Below are 20,398 nucleotides of genomic sequence, written 5' to 3' on the forward strand. Positions count from 1 at the left end.
CATTCTGATTTACAATAGTTTAATTATCTACCAAAAAGAACTATCCCTCCTCGGCAGGTGTTCAGTATAGGTATGCAAAGCTTCAATCCATCTACTATCCTATATACTCCTGACGCCCTCAACGAGCGCGGAAAGAATTTACTCCTCTCCCAGGCGGGTACCCTACAACAGGAGATCAAACAACACAACCGGTTACCCCAGCTGGTGGGCAATCATTTCCAGGTCAAGTCCAATGTACTGGTATTGGGTCGGCTGAAAACCATGACTATCCGCGAAAGCGGACGTAGCTCTGACTTTATTGCCCCCAGCCTGGCCAACGGCTGCCTGGGGGCCTGCGCCTACTGCTACGTGGACCGGAACAAGAACGTAAATCCCATTACCCTATTCACCAATACGGAGGAGATCCTGGCGGCGGTAGATAAGCACGCACAGCAACAACCCTGGCCCAAGGTACCTACCCAGACCCACAGCCGGTACTATACCTATGATATTGGCTGTAACTCGGATATCTCAGTAGACGCTACTCTGGGAGATTCGGTCGAGACGGCCATCCGCTTCTACCGGCAACACCCGAAGGTCTTCGCCACGTTTGCGACCAAGTTTGTAAATCCGGAATTGCTCAATTACGATCCGCAGCAAAAGACCCGGATCCGTTTTAGTATGCTACCACACAAGCTAAGTAAACTGGTAGACGTACGGACTGATTCTATGGAAAAACGCCTGGCCGCCATCAACGACTTTTACCAGGCGGGGTATGAAGTACACGTCAATTTTTCACCGGTCGTCGTATACCAGGGGTGGCTGCAGGATTATCGGGAGCTGTTTGAGCAGTTGAATCGGGCGGTACACCCAAAGGTAAAGGAACAGATGAGCTGTGAGGTAATATTTCTGACGCACAACCAGGCACAGCACGAAGCAAATCTGTCCATTAACCCTAAGGCCGAGAGTCTGATCTGGGCACCACAGGTACAGGAAACCAAGGTCAGTCAGTTTGGTGGAGTGAATGTCCGGTACAAGCACCAGTTGAAAGCCCAGTGGATAGCGGAGTTCCGGGCTCTTCAGCAGGAAGTGATTCCCTGGTGTGAGATCAGGTATATATTTTAACAAGGAAGTAGAGGAGGAATGGAGAAAAGCAGGAAGGGAAAGTACTTGATTAAGATTCGATAACATTCCTCCTTTCTTACCCTTTATTCCTTTACTCCTCTAATCCTTATGTACTACTTCCCCTTGTTGAAGTACCTGTTCATAAACACCAGCTGGTAAATGACGGCATTGTTCCAGTAGGCCCAGTTGTGGGCACCGGCGCGGGAAATATAGTCGTGGGGCAGGTTTCGTTCCAGGAGCTTGTGGTGCAGGTTTTCGTTGACCCGGAAAAAGAAATCCTCCGTCCCGCAGTCAATGATCAACGCCAGAGAGTTGGCCGTGAGCAGGTGAAGCAGGTTGATGACCGTGTTTTGCTCCCAGCGCTCAGGGTACTGGGCGTAGGTACCCAGCTTGGTAGCCATGTCCCAGTTTTTTGGAAACGGACGAATATCCACGCCTCCGCTCATACTACCGGCCGCCCCGAACACATCCTGATGCCGGAAGGCCAGATACAGGGCCCCGTGCCCGCCCATGCTAAGGCCGGTGATACCCCGGCCCGACCGGTCTTTGATGGTTCGGTACTTGCCGTCGACCCAGTTTACCAGCTCTTGGGCAACGTAGGTTTCGTATCTGGAATTAGCGTCCGCCGGGCTGTCAAAGTACCAGCTGTTAAAGTTACCGTCAGGACAAACAATGATCATCTGGTAGGTATCGGCGGCATCCAGAACGGCGGGTGCTTTCCTGACCCAATCGGCGTAGTTGCCGCTGTATCCGTGCAGCAGGTACAAGACCGGAAACTCCTTGCCGGTCGCGTAATTGGAAGGGGTCATGACCACCGCCTTGATGGTCTTTTTCATGGAGGGGCTGTAGGTCTCCACGGTGTCGATCGTAGCCGCCAGTACCGACTGACCAAAAATGAGAAAAAGGGAAATAACAAAAATTCTAATCCGGGACATGTGGGATTGGCTGGTAGGTATGTGATTTGGTTTTATTAACTAAAGTACTTGTTTCAGGATTGCTTCTATTCTTTCCAAATGCTGCGTCTCAAAATGAAGGTTTCCCTATTCATGGGCAGGTTATGTAAGGTATTGCCTTAAAACAGAAGGCTGCAAATTTAGCAGCTCGCCCCTTTACTTAATAAAGTCTTTTCCTACTAATTCTTAATTGGCGCTACCAAAAAATGCCCTTCTGGCTACCCCCAATCTATACGGGTATTTTTACTTGTTTGGGGATATTTTTTCTCTATTTTATTAGGATAGTTATACTTTAAAACCAGTCGTTAAAGTACATATCACATTTGTCAATCTCCTTGTTTTTAGTTAGTTGCCCTATCTGTATTATAGTTATGCAAAATCGGGCATTGTTTTTTATCTACAATTTAGCATAAACCAAACTTTTTCTAAAGACCATGAAAAATAACGTTATTCGTTGGACTGGTATGGCTCTGGTAGGGCTGTTCCTTTCGTTGGGAAGTGCATCAGCTCAATTTTCGGTAGGTGTACAGGGTGGCGTGTTCAAATCTACCGCTGACAACGCGAAATCCTACCCCGGTGGTGGGATAAACCTTAAGTACTTTGTCACCGAAAACGTGGCACTTGGGGTGGCCGGTCGCATCTATTCGGAACGGTTAAATTATGATTTCTCCGGGGGCCCCACCCGTTTTGTAAACAACATTACCCCGGTTACGCTGACCGCTGACTTTTTATTAAGCCCCGGTATAGTAAGACCTTACTTGGGTGCCGATGCCGGTATCTATTTCCAGAATTTCCGGGTAAACCAGAACGATAACCAACTAATCAGGACCAGCGCTTCAAACTTTGGTGTAGCCCCCCGCGGTGGTCTCCTGTTTGATTTTGGAAGCGTAGGCGTACAGGCAGAGGTGGTGTACCACGCCATATTTGCCAACCAGAACAATAACCTGCGGGTCAACGAAGCCGGAATCAACATTGACCAAACGAACAACTTCTGGGGAGCCAACGTAGGACTGGTTTTTGGCATTGGCCGATAATAGACCTTTTTTTAGAAGTACCCCAAAAAACAGCCATGAAATGTAATTAAGATTGTATTTTGAAAAGAAAGTACGCCTAAAAATTCCCCGCCCCAAAAACAGGGCGGGGAATTTTTTTCTCGAGCTTTCCCCAGTCCTTTTTCGGGGCGGACAGCTCATCCGCTTTAACTACCCTTTTATAAAATCTTTAGTATCAAGTTTATGTAACCTTTCGTTAAAACCCTTTAATTAAAGTACTTACAGGCAGCACTTTAACAGGCACCAGGTTTTTGCCTATATGGGTATTACCAAACCCATAAACAATTATTTAATATGGAAAAAAACATCAAACGCTGGGCAGGAGCCGCTCTGTTGGGGCTGCTGCTAACGGGGGGGAGCGCTTCGGCTCAGTTCTCATTGGGTGTGCAGGGAGGAATTGCGAAATCAAACTTGACACAGGCTAATAATCTTTACGGTGGCGGGGTTAATCTTAGAATTTTTCCGGCGGAGCATTTTGCCGTAGGTGTAGCGGCTAAAACCTACACGGATGGCAAAGATTACGTGGTGGCTGGTCAAACGCTCAGCCATTCCGGTAGGCTTACCCCCGTAACCGCCACGCTCGATCTTTTCCTTTCCGATGGACTGGTTCGTCCGTACCTGGGTGGTGATGCGGGTATGTACTTCAGTAAATACGATACCCGCTTCAATGGTAATCGAATCGCCGAAACTACCCGCCGCAATCACCTGGGGGCCGCGCCCCGCGCCGGAATTATCCTGGTTACGGGCAATGTGGGCATCCAGTTGGAGGGGGTGTACCATTTCGTGTTCGGCAACAAGAATAACAGTACCCAGGTAGGTACCGCCGACAACGTTAATTTTGAGTCTACCTCCAAGTTTTACGGTGTCAACCTGGGACTGGTTTTCGGGCTTGGCAAAAAGTAATTTGGCCTGATTTTTATTTTTCCCAAACCAACAGAAAGCACAGCTCCCGAGGCTGTGCTTTCTGTATTAGGTACTATCTTTACCCCTGGGCCTGCCTGAGCGGGAACCAGCGTTTTCATTTCCCTTTCATTTATTCTTTATTGGAAAAATCCGATCTATTTCCGGAACAGATCATCCACTGGCTGCGGGCATGGCCCGTGCAGCCAATGCTTTTCCATCGTCCTGAAAGTACTTTTCCCTTTATCCAGATTACACGGCCGGGCCAAAAGAGCCTGGTACTTCATCTGATAGATTTGCGGGGCTGGCAGGCGCTAGATCCGGCTTTGGCAGGAATTAAATTTTCTAACGTCAGTCAAGTACTTAAAAACCAAGGCTTTGATTTTGTGACTCTCTGGGAGGATGTATGGCGTAGCAGGCTACCCATTGTAGAATCCAGACTGGAAGCCCTCCTGGGCTTTTCCCAGCGAATACCCGCGCGGCTCACGCGGGTAAGGCGCCTCGACCAACCCACGGCTGCCGCATTTCTGGCCGAAAATCACCTGCAGGCCGGGGTGCAGGCTAAGTATAAGTATGGCATGTATCTGCCCCAAAGGTACTACCGGGTACTTGCTCCTGACTTTAGTGAAAAGCTAAATCTTCAACCGGAAGAACTTTTGGTAGGCGTAGCTACCTTTAGCAATCCCCGTACTTTCCGGCGGTCGGGGCAACCGTTCAGGTCTTTCGAAATGGTGCGTTTTGCCAACCTCCTAGGTACTACCGTCGTGGGTGGTCTCGATAAGTTACTTAATGCTTTCAACAAGGAAATGCAGCCCGATGACATTATGACCTACGCCGATCTGGATTGGTCGGCCGGGAGGAGCTACGAGCGTTTGGGCTTTGTTGCCACGGGTGATACACCTCCGCACGAATTATGGCTTGACCTAAATGGGTTGCATCGCTACCCGCCCGGCCGACTACCGGCGGGCATAACCCCTGACATTGCACCTTCGCACGGTTTTCTGAAAATTTACACCAGCGGAAGCCGTAAATTTGTGAAGCAAAGCCGGCCCTAAGCCAATGGGTCCTTTTCCCTATCTTGCATTCCTAACCAAAAAGTGCCACCAGTGCTGCCAGTTATTGTCATAATAGGTCCCACGGCATCCGGCAAAACCCGGCTGGCTGTTCAGCTGGCGCGGCGGCTGGGGGGTGAAGTACTTAGCGCTGACTCCCGACAGGTATACCGGGGGATGGATATTGGTACCGGAAAAGACCTTTCTGACTACGAATCAGGTTCTGGTCGGGTACCCTACCACCTGATTGATGTGGTGGAGGCGGGCGAGAAGTACCACGTTTACCGGTTTCAGGAAGATGCCAAAGGGGTACTTGAGGACCTTCAGCAAAAGGGGACGCCAGCCATAGTGTGCGGCGGAACCGGCCTGTACCTGGACGCCCTCCTGCGGCAACACCAGTTCACGGGCATTCCGGTAGACGAGGCCCTGCGGGCCGAATTGAATGAGCTTACGGAGGAGGATTTACTTGCTCTATTTCACCAAACCCCTTCGGCCTACTCCCCCCGGGCCGACACGTCCACCCGCAAGCGTTTAATCCGGGCCGTCGAAATAAGTACGTATCTGCGCCAGCATCCGGAGTTTAGTTTCCCGGCCCAACCAAAAGAAACCCCGTTTCTGGTATTTGGGCTGAACCCGCCCGTTCCCGTCCGTCGGGAGCGGATAAGTACCCGGTTGCAGTTCCGGCTGCGGCACGGCCTGATTGAGGAAGTGGAAGGGTTGTTACAAAAAGGACTCTCCCCGGAGCAGCTCATTTACTACGGGCTGGAGTACAAGTACCTGACTGAGTACCTGGTCGGGCAGCACACCTACGAGCAGATGACCCGGCGGCTGGAAACTGAAATTCATCGTTTTGCGAAGCGTCAGATGACCTTTTTCCGGAAAATAGAAAGGGACGGCATCCAGATTCAATGGCTGGACTGGGAGAGCGATTTCGAAACGCAGGTCGACGAAATCCATAACCGATGGAAAGGAGCCCCAAACCAGCTAATTGGCACAAATCCCGAAAAAAGTTGACACCTAAGGCCATACTTCTGTATTTTGCACCAGATTGAAAACCTGTAAATAATCTACTATTGAAAAGGAACCTGACGTCGACCCTGCTGCTGGTTGTACTGAGTATAACGGATGCCTACATGCTGGCCCATCCTAACCTGGTCGGCCGCCTCGGCATTTTTATTTATAAACACGACTACCTCAAGACCCTCCCCCGGGCCCTCGGTAGCGTGGGGCTGGTGGTGGGGCTGTCGTTACTGGCCTGCGAGGTTATCCGTCGCCTGACGGTACCCAGCATCGCGGCCCGGTGGTACCTGCTGCTCTTGGCGCTGGGCTGGGCGCTGTTTGCCTACGTGTATATTACCTTTTCCTCGTTCACCTACCAGCTCACCGGCAAGTCGTTCATTTACGGGGCCCACCTCCTGCCTATACTCCTGATTGGATTATTTACCAAGTACCTGATTACGGCCGTGTACGAGGCCCGCAAAACGCCGGGTGTATGAGGCGGTTGCTTCTCTTGTGTCTGGGGCTGCTTGCCGTGGTACAGCTCCGGGCGCAAAACAGCTACCTGCTACAACCGGCCCGGGTCTTTGACGGAGAATCTATCCATACCGGTTGGCTGGTCTGGGTTAAAGGACAACGCATCATGGCAGCCGGACCTCCTGCTTCCTTACCAGCCGAAGCCCGGCAGGCCCAGGTACTTGACCTGCCTGGTATGACGCTACTACCGGGACTCATTGAAGGCCATTCGCACCTGTTACTGCATCCTTACAACGAGACCCCCTGGGACGACCAGGTACTTAAAGAACCACGGGCCTACCGGGTGGCCCGAGCCACCAAACACGCCGAGTTAACGCTGTTAAATGGTTTTACAACCGTAAGAGACCTGGGTACCGAAGGAGCGGAGTACGATGACGTAGGCCTGAAAAGAGCTATTGATGAAGGAGTTATACCCGGCCCCCGTATGCTCATTGCTACCCGGGCCTTAATTGCCACGGGTAGTTACGCTCCCAAAGGCTTTAGCCCCGATTTGGCCGTACCGCAGGGGGCGGAAGAAGCCGACGGGCACGACAATCTTATCAAAGCCGTTCGCACACAGATAAGCAAAGGAGCCGACCTTATCAAGGTTTACGCTGATTACCGGTGGGGGCCGGGCGGTACGGCTCAGCCCACCTTTACCGAAGAAGAACTACGTCTGATAGTGGAAATTGCCCGGAGCAGCGGTAGGCCGGTAGTGGCGCACGCCTCCACGGCCGAGGGAATGCGGCGGGCTATTCAGGCCGGGGTCGAAACCATCGAACACGGTGATGGAGGTACGCCCGAAATCTGGAAGCTGATGCAGGAAAAGGGCGTGGCTTTGTGCCCTACCCTGGCCGCAGGCGAAGCCATTAGCCAGTACCGGGGCTGGAAGAAAGGCGTTGACCCCGCTCCGGAAAGGGTACAGCAAAAAAAGAAAACCTTTCGGCAGGCAAAGGATGCCGGCGTAACTATATGCTTTGGGGGCGACGTAGGGGTTTATGCCCATGGCGACAACGCCCGCGAGCTGGAACTGATGGTTGAATACGGGATGACCCCCACGGAAGTACTTCAGTCAGGGACATCAGTCAATGCCCGCGTCTTTCACCTGGAGGAACTGGGAAAGGTAACTCCCGGCTTTCTGGCCGATTTGGTAGCCGTGGAGGGCGATCCCACCCAGGCCATTGGAGCCATCAGAAAGGTACAACTGGTTATGAAAGGCGGACAAATAGTTAAAGCTCCCTAACCAGGTTTATATTTTCCAAACATAGCTAATAGGTACTAATAAAGTACAAAACCCATAGAAAGTACGAATATTTTTTCGAATATTGCACAGCCGACCAAATAAGGCCACTGGCAGATACCCGTCCAAACTTTGGGCCGGATTGGGATAACGTCCTTTGTTATTTCAACCTAATTTCATCTTGGATAATTACATTTTCTTCAACATAACCCATATAATTCAGTTACATTTTTATTCTTACTATTTCCATTAATTATATGTCACAGATAGCCGAAGTAACGATTGACGGTCAAAATTTCCAATTTCCGGTCATCGAAGGCAGCGAGCAAGAAAAAGCCATAGATATTGCCAAGCTGCGCGATCAAACCGGTTATATAACGCTTGATAGTGGTTTTAAAAATACGGGTGCCACCAAAAGTGGCATTACCTTTCTGGATGGAGAAGAAGGAATTCTGCGGTACCGCGGATACTCCATCGAAGACCTGGCCGAAAAAGCCTCATTTCTGGAAGTAGCCTATCTGCTCATTTACGGTGAGCTGCCTACCCAGGAAGAATACAAAAACTTTGAACACGAAGTACGTACGCATACCCTGGTCAACGAGGACATGCGGAAAATCTTCGAAGGCTTTCCGGTCAATGCGCACCCCATGGGCGTACTTTCCTCGCTGGTGAGTGCCATGAGCGCCTTCTACCCGGACACCTACGACTCGACAGCACCGGACGTTACCGACCTGCACATTATTCGACTGCTGGCCAAGTTGCCTACCATTGCCACCTGGTCCTATAAAAAATCGCAGGGGCACCCGGTCAACTACCCCAGCAACGACCTCGACTACTGCTCCAATTTCCTGTCGATGATGTTCGCGTTACCCGTTGAAAGCTACCAGGTTGACCCGGTGGTTTCGGCGGCGCTGAACAAGCTGCTGATTCTGCACGCCGACCATGAGCAAAACTGTTCCACCTCAACGGTACGTTTGGTAGGTTCTTCGCAGGCCAATATTTATTCGTCGATTTCGGCGGGTATCAGTGCCCTTTGGGGCCCGCTGCACGGTGGGGCCAACCAGGAGGTAATTGAAATGCTGGAGGCGATCAAGGCCGATGGTGGCGATACCCAGAAATACATCAACATGGCCAAGGACAAATCAAGCGGATTCCGTCTGTTTGGTTTTGGCCACCGGGTCTATAAAAACTTTGACCCGCGCGCCCGGATTATCAAAAAGGCGGCCAATGAAGTACTTACCAAGCTGGGCGTAAATGACCCCGTACTGGAGATTGCCAAACAGCTGGAAGCTGCCGCTCTGGAAGACGACTACTTTGTACAGCGCAAACTATACCCCAATGTAGACTTCTATTCCGGCATTATTTACCGGGCCCTGGGTATACCAACTAATATGTTTACGGTCATGTTTGCTATTGGCCGTTTGCCTGGCTGGATTGCCCAGTGGAAGGAAATGCGCACCAACAAAGAACCCATCGGCCGTCCCCGTCAGGTGTACGTGGGTCCCACCCTGCGGGAGTTTGTGTCTCTGGAAAACCGGTAAGTAGGATTCGCTGATACTAAGAAGCCCGACCTCCAATGGAGGGCCGGGCTTCTGCTTTTAAGTACCCTTACTATTAATTATTCGACAACTCAAGCGTGGCGTTATTGACCAGCTCGAGGTTACCCTCATTTTGCTGTAGGGCTTTGATCCTGACCGGCATGCCATCTACCACTACATTATGCGTAGGATTAATGGTAACAGTATCGGCCAGCTGAGGAATGCACCCGCACGACCAGGTAGCCGGGTTGTTCCAGCTTCCGGACGAAAGGCTTTGGATATTGAGCGGTGAGGGCCTGAGAAAAGTAAACACGGAACTTTGAGAAACCACTTCCTCCCCTTTTAACAGGTAGGCGGTATTTTTCAGTTCGGTTTGGGTAAAGAGGGAAAGGTCATCAACGTTCCAGCCATAGCCTGCCTCATATTGATCCTCCTCAAATAAAAACCGCAGACGAATAGTTTGTCCGGCAAAGGGAGTAAGGTCTACCAGGGTTTGGTAAAAATCATTAGTATAACCTGAGTAGACATTTCTACCTTCCAAATATGAATAACAGCAATTAAGTTTCAGGTTATATCCAAACTGATAAATGTAGGGACCCAAATCCAGCCAGGTAGTACCGTTATCAGTAGAAATTTCTATAACACCACCATCGTAACCATATTCAGTACCCAGGTAGTGCCAAAACGAAAATGTAGTAAAGTTATCACTCGCGGAACTTGGCGGTAAGGCATAAGCCGGGGAAGTAAGGGTAATCGCATTGCTGGTCCCGACATTAGGTACAAACCAGCTTCCTCCGCTACTTCGGTACAAGTTGGAATTTACCATCCAGGAACTGGTACCTACCAGGGTAGCGGTTTCCCAGGGTGCCAAGGTACTGGCGTCCAGATCAAAATGAGTCACCCGGTCATAAGTAGCGTTATTTGTTACCTTAATTACAAAGGTTTCAGTTTTTTTATATTCCAGACTAATGGTTCCAAACGAAACCGAATGATCAGCCTGATTATACGTACCGCCGCTCACGTAGGTAGTATTCTTCGATAAAAAGTCCTTTACCTCGAAATTGGTGATGGGATCGCAGCCACAGGTTGCGGTTATGGTGTAGGTGATTTCCTCGCCGGGACCAACTACATTCTTATCCGCTACTTTGTCAATCCGGCTGAAGGGAGCTACAAAAGAGGCGGTCTGATCGGTGAAGCTATTCGAGCTTCCCTGTGAGGCATTCAGCCCGAGCCCACGCCGGGCAAAGGCCTTCCAGATGGCGCAACTGTACTGTCCACCGTAAAGCAGGCTATCCGCCTTCAGAATGGCATTCCGGCCATCCACAAAACCGGGGGAACAAGGCTGAAGCTTTAGCCCTTCGGTCACCAGTTTCATAGCAATTACGTTTCCACCCGATGCAGTTGCGTCGTTGATATCCGGACTGATTGTACCTGTTTGCTTGATAATTTCCCAGGTCATATCCCATACCATAGTCGCCCAGATAGAACCTATGTAATGGACACTGTTATTTGCATTTTTTAGGTCGTTATACGTAAACGGATTTACATCCATGTCAGTAGTATAAGGATGGGAACGAATACCACTACCGCTTGTATTCTGGCCCAGAACATAAGTACCAATAGTTCTGGAAAGGGACCCGTCGACCAGTTTAGCCTTATTCCAGTCGGTAGTAAACATAAGGCTATAGAAGTCACTCCAGCCTTCGCCCATCTGTTCCCAATTCCAAAGACAACCAACCTGCGAAGGTCCTCCGGTCAGGCGATTGGAGATCCCGTGCCCATACTCATGGACAATAACACCATTGTCCAGGCTTGAATCATGATTTTTACCGCCAAGATTCCACAGGTACATCTGCATCCGGGGGTTGTTCCCGTCGGATGGGGTTGCAAAATTGGCATTATTCATGCCGCCGCCATCCTGAGCCTGGGCCACCACGAAGTCGGTACCGATTCCTCCCCGACCCAGGTTATTCTGTTGAAAGTTACCGGAGACCTCATCAAACCCGTACTGGTACATTACATTGTGGATGATATTGTTCCAGTAAAAAAGGTTAGTTAGGGCAGCGCCCTGATTGTTAACAGTCTTGGGAGATGCATTTACATCGTAAGTTTTCGTAAAGCTCAGGTGAGGAAGTGGCGTAGAGGAAGTATCTGAAGGGCTAAAAGGCAAATTATTATCATATTCGTCTAGGTACGCATGCACGTTGTTTCCTCTGGTGAAAATAAAATCATGGGTTCCATCGGTGTGCCAATTGAGTGTTGTGGCCGGATTGTTCGCACCAAAAGCCTCCCAGGGATTTACCACATTCGAAAAGGCACCTCCGGAATGGGAGGGACTTTCCAGCGGATAAGGGATTACCCGGTAGGTAGCACTGTTGACCTCTACAGTACGGGCAGTCGAGGAGGCAGTCGCCTTGGGAGCAAGGTTACTACCTAACTGGTGTACCTGTCCATCGGCATGCTCGTGCAGAGGGCCAAACTGGCAATACACGGTCAGGTTCTTTTTGTCAATTACCTGACCATTGGCGGCATTGATATGCACCATCCAGCTATCCGTCTCCTTTACCGGATGGATACCTACCTGCCACGCCAGCGTCAGCCCCCGCTCCGCATTGGGCACCCAGAGAAGTGTGGTAGGAATCTTGTTGAGGGACACGCCGTTGGGTTCAAAGGTGACTTCATGCCCGTTAGGGGAAGCCTTGGCCGGAGTATCGCGAAAACCGGCCGACCGGGGAATATCCAGGTGATCCATAGCCCGGTTCAGGGCATCAGCTGGTTTTAGGGAAGCCAGCGGCCTGCCGGTTTTACTTCGGTCAAATCTTAGGAATTCGCCCTGCTGCACCACCAGTTTTCCCTCCTTAAAAACCAGCGTGCGTAGGGAGTTCAGTACCCGTATGCCCTGGTGCTGCTGCTGAATATACACCATAAAGGTGCCGCTGCTGGCGTTGGGGTAAGCATCTGAAATCAGGACGTCGTCGGGGGAGCGGAGTTGAAGTTGTTTGAGGTTTTGTTCGAGGAGAGTCCGGGCTTCCTGTTTGTAATTCTGGGCTTTTGCAAAGATGGTTACAGCCATGAGCCCTGCTACCAGGTAAAGTTTTATCATACAGAATTAAAGAAAGGTAGGAAGTTAAATTGGAAAGCAATATATAGGATTAAGCATCGAAAAGATACCCTTACATAAATAATTATTTACTAATAATCAGACTATAAAATAGCCCTTCCCCTGGCCGTAAACCCCGAAAAAGCAGGACCCGTCAGGCATTCGGACTCGTAAGCAAAAGCAAGAACCGGACCCAAATGGAACGGTTTTTTCTAATTATGTTTCTACCATTCATCTAATTATTAAAATCATGAAAAACGTACTGAATTTTCTGTTCCTTCTGTTCTTTTCGTTAAGTCTGACCAGTTGTGAAATTATTGGCGGCATATTTGAGGCCGGTATGTGGGTAGGGCTTGTTTTGGTAGTATTAGTTATCGGCGTAATCATCTGGATTTTCCGGGCTATTTTTGGTCGACGATAACCCTAAAAACGTTCCGTCTTTCCCCTTCTTACCTCCTCCATCTGTACCATCCTTCGTTCCTAGCCAGACTCCCGGTGGTTTCGGTTACCTTTGTCCATGGACTACTTTAAAAAGCTACTTGAACTACTAAAAATTGAGCGGGAAGAAGATCGACAACAGTACCTTCGCCTGACCGAAACTACCTCCGTAACCGATCGACGGGCCAGCGGCTTAGTCTGGTACCCCATTGCTATCCGGGGTTCTGAAATAGGCCGGGGCGACTACCTGACCGTGGACATTGAGCGCACTACGCACCAGGATATTGCCCATCAGCTTCGGTTTGGCGCACCGGCGGTACTTTTCTCCAATTACAATCCCAAAGCCGACCGGGCCGAGGGTACCATTACGCACCAGATCGGCAACCGCCTGCGGATTACCCTCCGTACCGACGAACTACCCGACTGGACCCGCGACGGCAAGCTGGGCATTGACCTTCTGTTTGATGACACCAGCTACGACGAAATGCAGAACGCCCTCCGGCAGGCTTCCCTCCTGGCGGACAAGCCGGAAGAAGGCCGGCTCATTCAGATCCTGACCGGGCATAAGGCCCCTACTTTTACGCCCCCCGATGCAACCTATACCCTGCCCAGGCTGAATCCATCGCAACAAACGGCCGTGGAGAAAATTCTGACGGCCAATGAGCTGGCCATTGTACACGGGCCACCGGGTACGGGTAAAACTACGACGCTGGTACAGGCCATAAAGGCCCTCATAAAACAGGATTCCCGGCAGGTACTGGTGGTGGCACCCAGCAATACCGCCGTGGATTTACTGAGCGAAAAACTGTCGGAGGAAGGCCTGCGGGTACTTCGGGTAGGTAATCCGGCGCGGGTATCGGATCGGCTGATGGCGCTGACCCTCGACAGCCGGATGGCGGAGCACCCCCGAATGAAGGACATAAAAACGCTGAAAAAGCAGGCCAACGAATACAAAAACCTCGCCCACAAGTACAAACGGAACTTTGGTAAGGCCGAGCGGGACCAGCGCAAAGCGCTATTTGACGAAGCCCATAAAATTATGAAGGAGGTGGACCAGCTGGAACGGTACATCATGGATGATCTTCTGGCCAAAGCTCAGGTAATAACGGCCACGCTCGTAGGCTCAAACCACTATACTGTACGTCACCTTTCCTACACGACTGTGGTGATTGACGAGGCTGGTCAGGCCCTGGAACCCGCCTGCTGGATTCCTATCCTGAAAGCCAGGAAAGTAGTGATGGCGGGTGACCCCTACCAGCTTTCGCCCACTATTAAATCGCAGGAGGCGGCCAGGGAAGGGTTAAGTACTACCCTACTCGAAAAATGCATTCTCCAACATCCCGAATCGGTAGTGCTGCTGGAAGAGCAGTACCGCATGAATGAGGCGATTATGGGGTACTCTTCGCAGGTATTTTACCGGAACAAATTAAAAGCGCACGCTTCGGTAGCGAATCACCGCTTAACCCCCACCGAAGTACCTCTGGTTTTTATTGATACCGCCGGCTGTGGCTTTGAAGAAAAACTGGAAGGTACCAGTAGTACCAATCCGGAGGAAGCGGCCTTTCTGTTCAAACACCTCCACGGTCTGGTGTCGGCGCTGCAACATAGCGAGGTACCCTATACGTCCGAAAACTTTCCGACCATAGCCATTATATCTCCCTACCAGAAACAGGTGGCCATTCTGAAGGAACTACTGGACCACGCGCCCGATTTAGTACAGTTCGGCTCCCGAATTTCGGTTAATACCATTGATAGTTTTCAGGGGCAGGAACGGGACGTGGTGTACATCAGCATGACCCGCAGCAACCCCGAGGGCGACATTGGTTTTTTGTCGGACATCCGGCGTATGAACGTAGCCATGACGCGGGCCCGCAAAAAGTTAGTCGTCATCGGCGACAGCGCTACCCTGTCTTCCCTACCCTTTTACGCCAACTTCATTGCCCACGCCGAAGGGCACAACGCCTACCAAAGCGCCTGGGAATTTATGGAGCTGTAAAAGGTACTAAAGGAGGAAAGAAGGAAGGGAGGAAAGGTTGCCTGGAATAACTCAGCGAAATACTCCCTATACTCCGCAATTAAAAATCAGATTAATAGTACCTCACTCATCCTCTCATTCAATCATTTTCTCATAGACTCATAGACTCCTTAACTCATCACTCAAGTACCTACTGGGCATTCCGCTTCGGAGGAGCCGCATCCGGGTTGAATCGCGACCTCCGTAGGGGCTGACTCACCCGGGCGGGGAGGTAGGTAAAAAAACGGACCCCGGCCCGTTGTTCAATTGCTTCCGGCGTGGTCAGGAAATTGTACCAGCTCTGGTTATCTACCTGGGAAGTCTGGTTGGGAAAATCCACGGCAATGACCGGTGTTTCGGCGGTAATCTGTTCGCGGGTAGCCCCCTGGGGGAGTACTACCACGACCTTCCAGTTGCGGGCGGGTACCTGTATGCGGTTCTTTAAAGTACTTTGTTCTCCCCGGCTGCCCTCGCCCCCCTGCCCGTAGGTACCTGCCATAATATACAACCGGTAGCCACTTTGCACCAGGTCGCGGCAGTAGTCTTCCAGCCGGGCCCAGGCTTCGCGGTTGAGTTCGGGTGCTTGTGGTATAATATTGGTCATCAGGAAAGTAGCCAAGTTATCGGCCTCGGTACTGGAGCGGTCGGCGGAGGGGCACAAGTGCCCCCGGTCAAATCCTGTATTGGTATAGTCAGAAGGTACCGGCTTATACCAGCCCGCGGGTAGATCGGGATCGGGCCGGAAACTATCCTGCCGGTCGGTACCTCCCAGCCAGTCCGGCGACAGCTCCCAGGCTACCCAGTTGGCGTGCCCCTTGCCCCGGTTGTAGGAAATAGCGTACTGCTTTTTAATCATCAGGTAATTGTCGGCCTGATTGGTATCCGTTCGGGCTTCCGACGGATTGCCCAAACTCAGGTGTATGCTTTTTGCTTCCGGCAGTACCGCCGCAGTTTTACAGCCAACCAGTACGCTGGAAAGCAGTACCAGGGTAATCCACTTCTTCATGCTTCTCATCTTTAGGCTTTATGCCTGCCCATTCGCCCCATGGTTCCGGCTTTGCATTGTTACAACCCGATAAATGGAAACATGTTATCGGGCCCGGCCCATTTTTCTAAAAGGATATTACCGCTGTTACCGGTACTGGCAAAGGTAGGCAACTGGTCTACTGGCTTTTACTTCGAATGAGGTCCCGGCGGGTACTTCAAACCTCTCTCCCTGGCTGTATAGCTGCCACTCGTCCGAACCGGGTAGCAGTACCGAAAGCTCCCCCTCCACTATGATCATGATTTCGTGCTGGGATGTACCAAATTCATACTCCCCTGAATCGATTACGCCAACCGTGGATTTTCCTGCGGGGGTCTGGTAGCCCAAGGATTTTACCGAACCGCCAAAATAGTCATTCGTACTGATCATGTGATACTTGATGTGTTTATGGTTTCGGGGGGCGAAATTAGTGTTTTCTACGTAAAGACCCTCTAAAAATAAGCCCTGGCCCACGCCCAAACCTAACGGCCAATAGCCATTGACCTACCAGCCCCCCTGGTGCTACTCAAAAACGGGGGTAAAAGATCGGGATTTTATAAAGAGAAGACCCCCATTGGTCACTGCTCATTGATAACTGCTCATTGTTCCGAGTTGGGGTGTCGGCAGACCTTCCAGTATGATACAATCAGGTCAATGGTTTTTTTGATCTCCTCATAATGGTCACCTTTTTGAAAAAAACCTTGAACCGTCATTTGGATATACGCTTCATCAACGGCGCTCTGGGCAATGGAAGTAGAATAAAAAACGAAGGGAATACTCTTTTTACGAAGTTGTGGGTCCGAATCAATTTCTTTTTTGAATTCTATCCCGCTCAGGCCGGGCAAATTTACGTCGCAGAGAATCAGGAAGGGTTTTTCCGGAGTTTCCTTTAAATACTTGAACGCCTCACTACTGCTGATAAACCAATGTACCAGATTAGGTACTTTCAGGTCATTCAGGACCTGGACTATTATCTCTTTATCGTCATCATCGTCTTCTATCATCACAATCGGTCCTGACTTCATAAATCGCTAATTTTTGAGAATAAAAGAAAAGGAAGTACCTCTTTCCAACTTTTTAACTACTCAATTCTCAATTGGTTGGATATTTCTTCCTGAAATTGCCAGGAATGCGCCTGAACAGGGTTTAAAGCGTGGTTTTATCAAAGTATCTCTGCCTGTCAACCTCCCGTTTACCTCCCTTGAACCTTGGCATTAGTGCAACAGCAGAGCCTTTTTAATCCAACCGGACGGAAGTACCGGCTGGCCCTCCTCGTCGGACTGCGGTGTAAGGCTAGTGACCTCCCGATGGTGGTCTGCCAGTGCTGCCGGAGGGCCCGGTAAAAAAGAAGAGTCTGTAGACCCAGCCGCAGCAGGTACACCGTTAGCCCCAGCAGCAGTACCGTGACTACGCCCAGCCCGGCCAGGTAGTATATCTCCATCGGGTGGTCCTTCACATTCTCCTCCTTCTCATTAGTAAATAGTCAAAGGGAAGAAAATGATCCAATTCCAGAAGGAACTGTAACTTTTGAATTAGTTGATAAACCAAAGCCTGCCGTCAATCAAAGAGATTTGCACCTCCTTGGAGAGGAATATAGTGATTTAGAAATCGAATTGTATAATGATTTACAGGACCTATACAGTAGGATAAAGAGCGAAATCAGATTTCATACTCCAAACTACTTCTACCCAACTCTCGAAGAGAAAGGTGCATTCCAAACTGTAAAAGAGCTTTTAGAGGCACCCTATACCGCAGATGGCTATAAGATCTTACTTATAAAGGGGCGGCTTGATTTGACTATTGAATTCCTGATTGTACACCAGGATAAGTACCACTCTCTTTTTCGAACGTTGAGCGAAGGTTGAGAGGTTTAATTTGAAATAAACTTACCTCTAAGCAGTAAAGGTACCAATCAAAGGTACCTTTACTCGTTTTTACATGCTCCGCCACGACTGCACCAGGTACTCCGACCTTTGCTGATTTTCCAGGCCTCCGTAGATGAGCGTTCGGGTACCCACCGCCTCCGGAGCTATCTTTTTTAGATAAGCCAGGCCACGAAAATGCTCCGCCATAATAGTCTGCGTTGATTTAATTTCAAAAATATCAAACTTTGCCCCCCTAGGGTTTATGAGATCTACTTCATTGCCATTGGAGTCCCGCCAGAAGTAGTACTCATCGTGGGTATACAGGTGGTAGTTTTGCTTCAATTTTTCGGCAATAATCAGGTTTTCAAATAGAGCTCCTTTGGCTGGATGCGTCAGCAGAACATCGCTGTCCCGAATACCCAGGAGATAACACAGCAACCCGGTGTCGTAAAAATAGAGTTTGGGGGTTTTGATGGCCCTTTTGTTCAGGTTGCGGTAGTAGGGCGACAACAGGAAGACCAGGTAGCTGCTTTCCAGTACCGTTAGCCAGGCCCGGGCGGTTGGCTGAGTCACGCCACATTCAGTAGCCAGCGCGTTGAGGTTAAGCAGTTGACCGGCCCGGGCAGCACACAACGTCAGAAACGTACGAAACAGCCGAAGTTCCCGGATATTGATGAGCTCTACTACATCGCGTTCTACGTAGGTCTGCAGGTAGTTGGCATAAAAAATAGTCGGTGGAATATGCCGGTCAAAAATAGCCGGATAAAATCCATGTACTATAGTAGCTAAATACGACTCGGGAAGCAGCTTTTCGGATTCCAGCTCCCGAAAATCAAAAGGCGACAATTTAAACAGGGCTACCCGCCCGGCCAAGCTTTGGGTAATCTGGTGCAAGAGCTGGAAATTCTGTGAGCCCGATAAGATGTACTGCCCCATTTGTCCCGAGGCATCTACCCTCGTCTGGATATAGGAAAAGAGGGAGGGCACCCGCTGTACTTCGTCAAAAATGACCTGGCTGTTATAAATTTCCAGAAAAGCCACCGGATCTGTTTCGGCAAAACTCCTAATGTCCGGATCTTCCAGCGAAATGTAGATATAGTCACTAAATAAATTTTTAATTAGCGTTGTCTTGCCCGATTGTCGTGGCCCGGTTATCGCCAGCACCGGGAACTTGTTTTGTAACTGGGCAATAACTCTCTGAATCTGTCGAACAATCATATAATCTAGGAATGTTACATAAATATACGACCAATTTTGAAATTACATAGACTCAATTTTGAAATTACATAGAGAAAGGAGCAAGCCGTTGGCCTGCTCCTTTCTCTATGTCCCAAAAAATCAGGACAGAATTAGCTCAGCCGGTACCTACTCCTCCGGGTCAAGCTTACGAATGACCCGGCAGGGATTGCCCGCGGCAAATACATCCGAAGGTATGTCGCGGGTTACCACGCTGCCCGCGCCAATAATGGTGCGGTCGCCGATGGTCACGCCCGGGCAGATCACCGCGCTCCCCCCTACCCATACATCCTCCCCAATCACAATTGGCCGGGCGTACTCTACGCCCGAAGCCCGGGTCTTGTGGTTGATTGGGTGGGTAGCGGTGTAGACCTGCGCGTTGGGACCAAACAGCGTGCGGCTGCCAATGGTCACCTGCATCACATCCAGTACCACGCAGTTGAAGTTAAAAAACACGCGCTCTCCTACTAGCATGTTAGTACCATAATCGCAGTAAAAGGGCGGCTGCAGCCACAGGTCTGGTCCTGCGTTGGGAATCAATTCTTTAAGAATACGGGTCCGCTCTTCTACCTCATCTTCTCTGGAATCGTTCAGTTCTTTGATTAGCAGCCGGGTCCGCAGTCGTTCTTCCGACAGTTGTTGATCGAGTGCGTTGTACAACTCACCGGCCAGCATTTTCTCTTTTTCGGTCATGATATGGAATAGTTTGTGTAGCGTAATCGTCACCTGTGTAACTCCCATAAAGCTACACATTTTGGTAAACAGTATTCCTGGCGGCCTGGTTTGGAATCATACATGGGTTTACTTTTCTATTTTTAAGACAACAACTATGCAATCTGACCAGCTATTATTCAAAGACGACGGTACCATACCCAACAGCAAGTATCCGCTACTGCTATACCGCCAGGCGTTTGCGGAACAAGACGAGGAGGGGGCGGCCTGGCTGGAAAAAACCTTTGCCGCTAATGGGTGGACCAATTCCTGGCGCAACGGGGTGTATGATTTCCACCACTACCACAGTACCACCCACGAAGTACTGGGCGTATATAAAGGTACTGCGCTGCTGCACCTGGGTGGTGAACAGGGTGAGAAAGTGGAAGTAAAAGCGGGGGATGTCATCGTTATTCCGGCCGGGGTGGGGCACAAAAATCTGGGTGACTCAGACTTAGGTATTGTGGGGGCCTATCCCGATGGTCGCGACTGGGACCTGAACAAAGGTGAGCCGGGAGACCGCCCCCAGGCCGACCAGAACATTTCGGCCCTGCCAGTACCCGTTACTGATCCGCTCCAGGGAACAGAGGAAGGGGTACCCAGGCTGTGGACGTAGCTTCCTTTTCCATAACATTTCCTTACTAAGTACGTTTAAAAGG

Annotated in this window: 19 protein-coding genes; 11 read left to right on the plus strand and 8 right to left on the minus strand. The window is 50.3% G+C overall.

Features of this window, described 5'->3' with window-relative positions; genetic code table 11:
- The first annotated feature begins 72 nt into the window (after positions 1-72).
- Entirely contained in the window at positions 73-1,104 is a 1,032-nt protein-coding gene (locus VGN67_RS15395) for a spore photoproduct lyase family protein (protein WP_327487742.1), read from the plus strand.
- Between the two features lie 113 nt (positions 1,105-1,217).
- Here the strand turns inward: VGN67_RS15395 and VGN67_RS15400 are convergent, their stop codons facing one another.
- Positions 1,218-2,039, minus strand: a complete 822-nt coding sequence (locus VGN67_RS15400) for an alpha/beta hydrolase family protein (protein ID WP_327487743.1) — start codon at positions 2,037-2,039, stop codon at positions 1,218-1,220.
- Positions 2,040-2,491: 452 nt separating this feature from the next.
- Between VGN67_RS15400 and VGN67_RS15405 the strand changes: the two genes are divergently transcribed.
- The 7 genes from VGN67_RS15405 to VGN67_RS15435 all read left to right on the plus strand — a co-directional run bounded on the left by VGN67_RS15405 (position 2,492) and on the right by VGN67_RS15435 (position 9,354).
- Positions 2,492-3,091, plus strand: a complete 600-nt coding sequence (locus VGN67_RS15405; RefSeq protein ID WP_327487744.1) for an outer membrane beta-barrel protein — start codon at positions 2,492-2,494, stop codon at positions 3,089-3,091.
- A gap of 312 nt (positions 3,092-3,403) precedes the next feature.
- Entirely contained in the window at positions 3,404-4,012 is a 609-nt protein-coding gene (locus VGN67_RS15410; RefSeq protein ID WP_327487745.1) for a hypothetical protein, read from the plus strand.
- Positions 4,013-4,152: 140 nt separating this feature from the next.
- Positions 4,153-5,064 (plus strand): hypothetical protein, encoded by a 912-nt coding sequence (locus VGN67_RS15415; RefSeq protein WP_327487746.1) that lies wholly within the window; start codon positions 4,153-4,155, stop codon positions 5,062-5,064.
- A gap of 51 nt (positions 5,065-5,115) precedes the next feature.
- Positions 5,116-6,075, plus strand: a complete 960-nt coding sequence (miaA, locus tag VGN67_RS15420) for a tRNA (adenosine(37)-N6)-dimethylallyltransferase MiaA (RefSeq protein ID WP_327487747.1) — start codon at positions 5,116-5,118, stop codon at positions 6,073-6,075.
- Positions 6,076-6,134: 59 nt separating this feature from the next.
- Complete coding sequence (locus VGN67_RS15425; RefSeq protein ID WP_327487748.1) at positions 6,135-6,557, plus strand: hypothetical protein; 423 nt, start codon at positions 6,135-6,137, stop codon at positions 6,555-6,557.
- On the plus strand, positions 6,554-7,816 hold the full coding sequence (locus VGN67_RS15430; protein WP_327487749.1) for an amidohydrolase family protein: 1,263 nt from the start codon (positions 6,554-6,556) through the stop codon (positions 7,814-7,816). The genes VGN67_RS15425 and VGN67_RS15430 overlap by 4 nt, the downstream gene beginning before the upstream one ends.
- 254 nt (positions 7,817-8,070) lie before the next feature.
- Positions 8,071-9,354 (plus strand): citrate synthase, encoded by a 1,284-nt coding sequence (locus VGN67_RS15435; protein ID WP_327487750.1) that lies wholly within the window; start codon positions 8,071-8,073, stop codon positions 9,352-9,354.
- A 73-nt stretch (positions 9,355-9,427) separates the two neighbouring features.
- Here the strand turns inward: VGN67_RS15435 and VGN67_RS15440 are convergent, their stop codons facing one another.
- A complete protein-coding gene (locus VGN67_RS15440; protein WP_327487751.1) occupies positions 9,428-12,424 on the minus strand; it encodes a M36 family metallopeptidase in 2,997 nt (998 codons plus the stop codon).
- 277 nt (positions 12,425-12,701) lie between these two features.
- Here VGN67_RS15440 and VGN67_RS15445 point away from each other — a divergent pair, with 277 nt between their 5' ends.
- A complete protein-coding gene (locus tag VGN67_RS15445) occupies positions 12,702-12,872 on the plus strand; it encodes a hypothetical protein (RefSeq protein WP_327487752.1) in 171 nt (56 codons plus the stop codon).
- A gap of 96 nt (positions 12,873-12,968) precedes the next feature.
- Positions 12,969-14,885, plus strand: coding sequence for an AAA domain-containing protein (locus VGN67_RS15450; RefSeq protein WP_327487753.1), 1,917 nt, complete (start codon positions 12,969-12,971; stop codon positions 14,883-14,885).
- Positions 14,886-15,054: 169 nt separating this feature from the next.
- On the opposite strand, the gene VGN67_RS15455 is transcribed toward VGN67_RS15450, so the two are convergent.
- The 6 genes from VGN67_RS15455 to VGN67_RS15480 form a co-directional block, all read right to left on the minus strand.
- The gene (locus tag VGN67_RS15455; protein ID WP_327487754.1) at positions 15,055-15,909 is read right to left on the minus strand and encodes a DNA/RNA non-specific endonuclease; all 855 of its coding nucleotides are present in this window, start codon (positions 15,907-15,909) and stop codon (positions 15,055-15,057) included.
- A gap of 126 nt (positions 15,910-16,035) precedes the next feature.
- Entirely contained in the window at positions 16,036-16,317 is a 282-nt protein-coding gene (locus tag VGN67_RS15460; RefSeq protein ID WP_327487755.1) for a pyrimidine/purine nucleoside phosphorylase, read from the minus strand.
- Positions 16,318-16,526: 209 nt separating this feature from the next.
- The gene (locus VGN67_RS15465) at positions 16,527-16,952 is read right to left on the minus strand and encodes a response regulator (RefSeq protein ID WP_327487756.1); all 426 of its coding nucleotides are present in this window, start codon (positions 16,950-16,952) and stop codon (positions 16,527-16,529) included.
- A 167-nt stretch (positions 16,953-17,119) separates the two neighbouring features.
- Positions 17,120-17,368, minus strand: a complete 249-nt coding sequence (locus tag VGN67_RS15470) for a hypothetical protein (protein WP_327487757.1) — start codon at positions 17,366-17,368, stop codon at positions 17,120-17,122.
- Positions 17,369-17,861: 493 nt separating this feature from the next.
- Positions 17,862-19,010 (minus strand): ATP-binding protein, encoded by a 1,149-nt coding sequence (locus VGN67_RS15475; protein ID WP_327487758.1) that lies wholly within the window; start codon positions 19,008-19,010, stop codon positions 17,862-17,864.
- A gap of 147 nt (positions 19,011-19,157) precedes the next feature.
- The gene (locus VGN67_RS15480; RefSeq protein ID WP_327488413.1) at positions 19,158-19,724 is read right to left on the minus strand and encodes a sugar O-acetyltransferase; all 567 of its coding nucleotides are present in this window, start codon (positions 19,722-19,724) and stop codon (positions 19,158-19,160) included.
- 133 nt (positions 19,725-19,857) lie between these two features.
- Here VGN67_RS15480 and VGN67_RS15485 point away from each other — a divergent pair, with 133 nt between their 5' ends.
- On the plus strand, positions 19,858-20,355 hold the full coding sequence (locus VGN67_RS15485; protein WP_327487759.1) for a cupin domain-containing protein: 498 nt from the start codon (positions 19,858-19,860) through the stop codon (positions 20,353-20,355).
- Positions 20,356-20,398 lie beyond the last annotated feature (43 nt).

This window comes from Telluribacter sp. (genome assembly GCF_035998675.1).
In the GTDB taxonomy this organism is placed as follows: domain Bacteria; phylum Bacteroidota; class Bacteroidia; order Cytophagales; family Spirosomataceae; genus Telluribacter.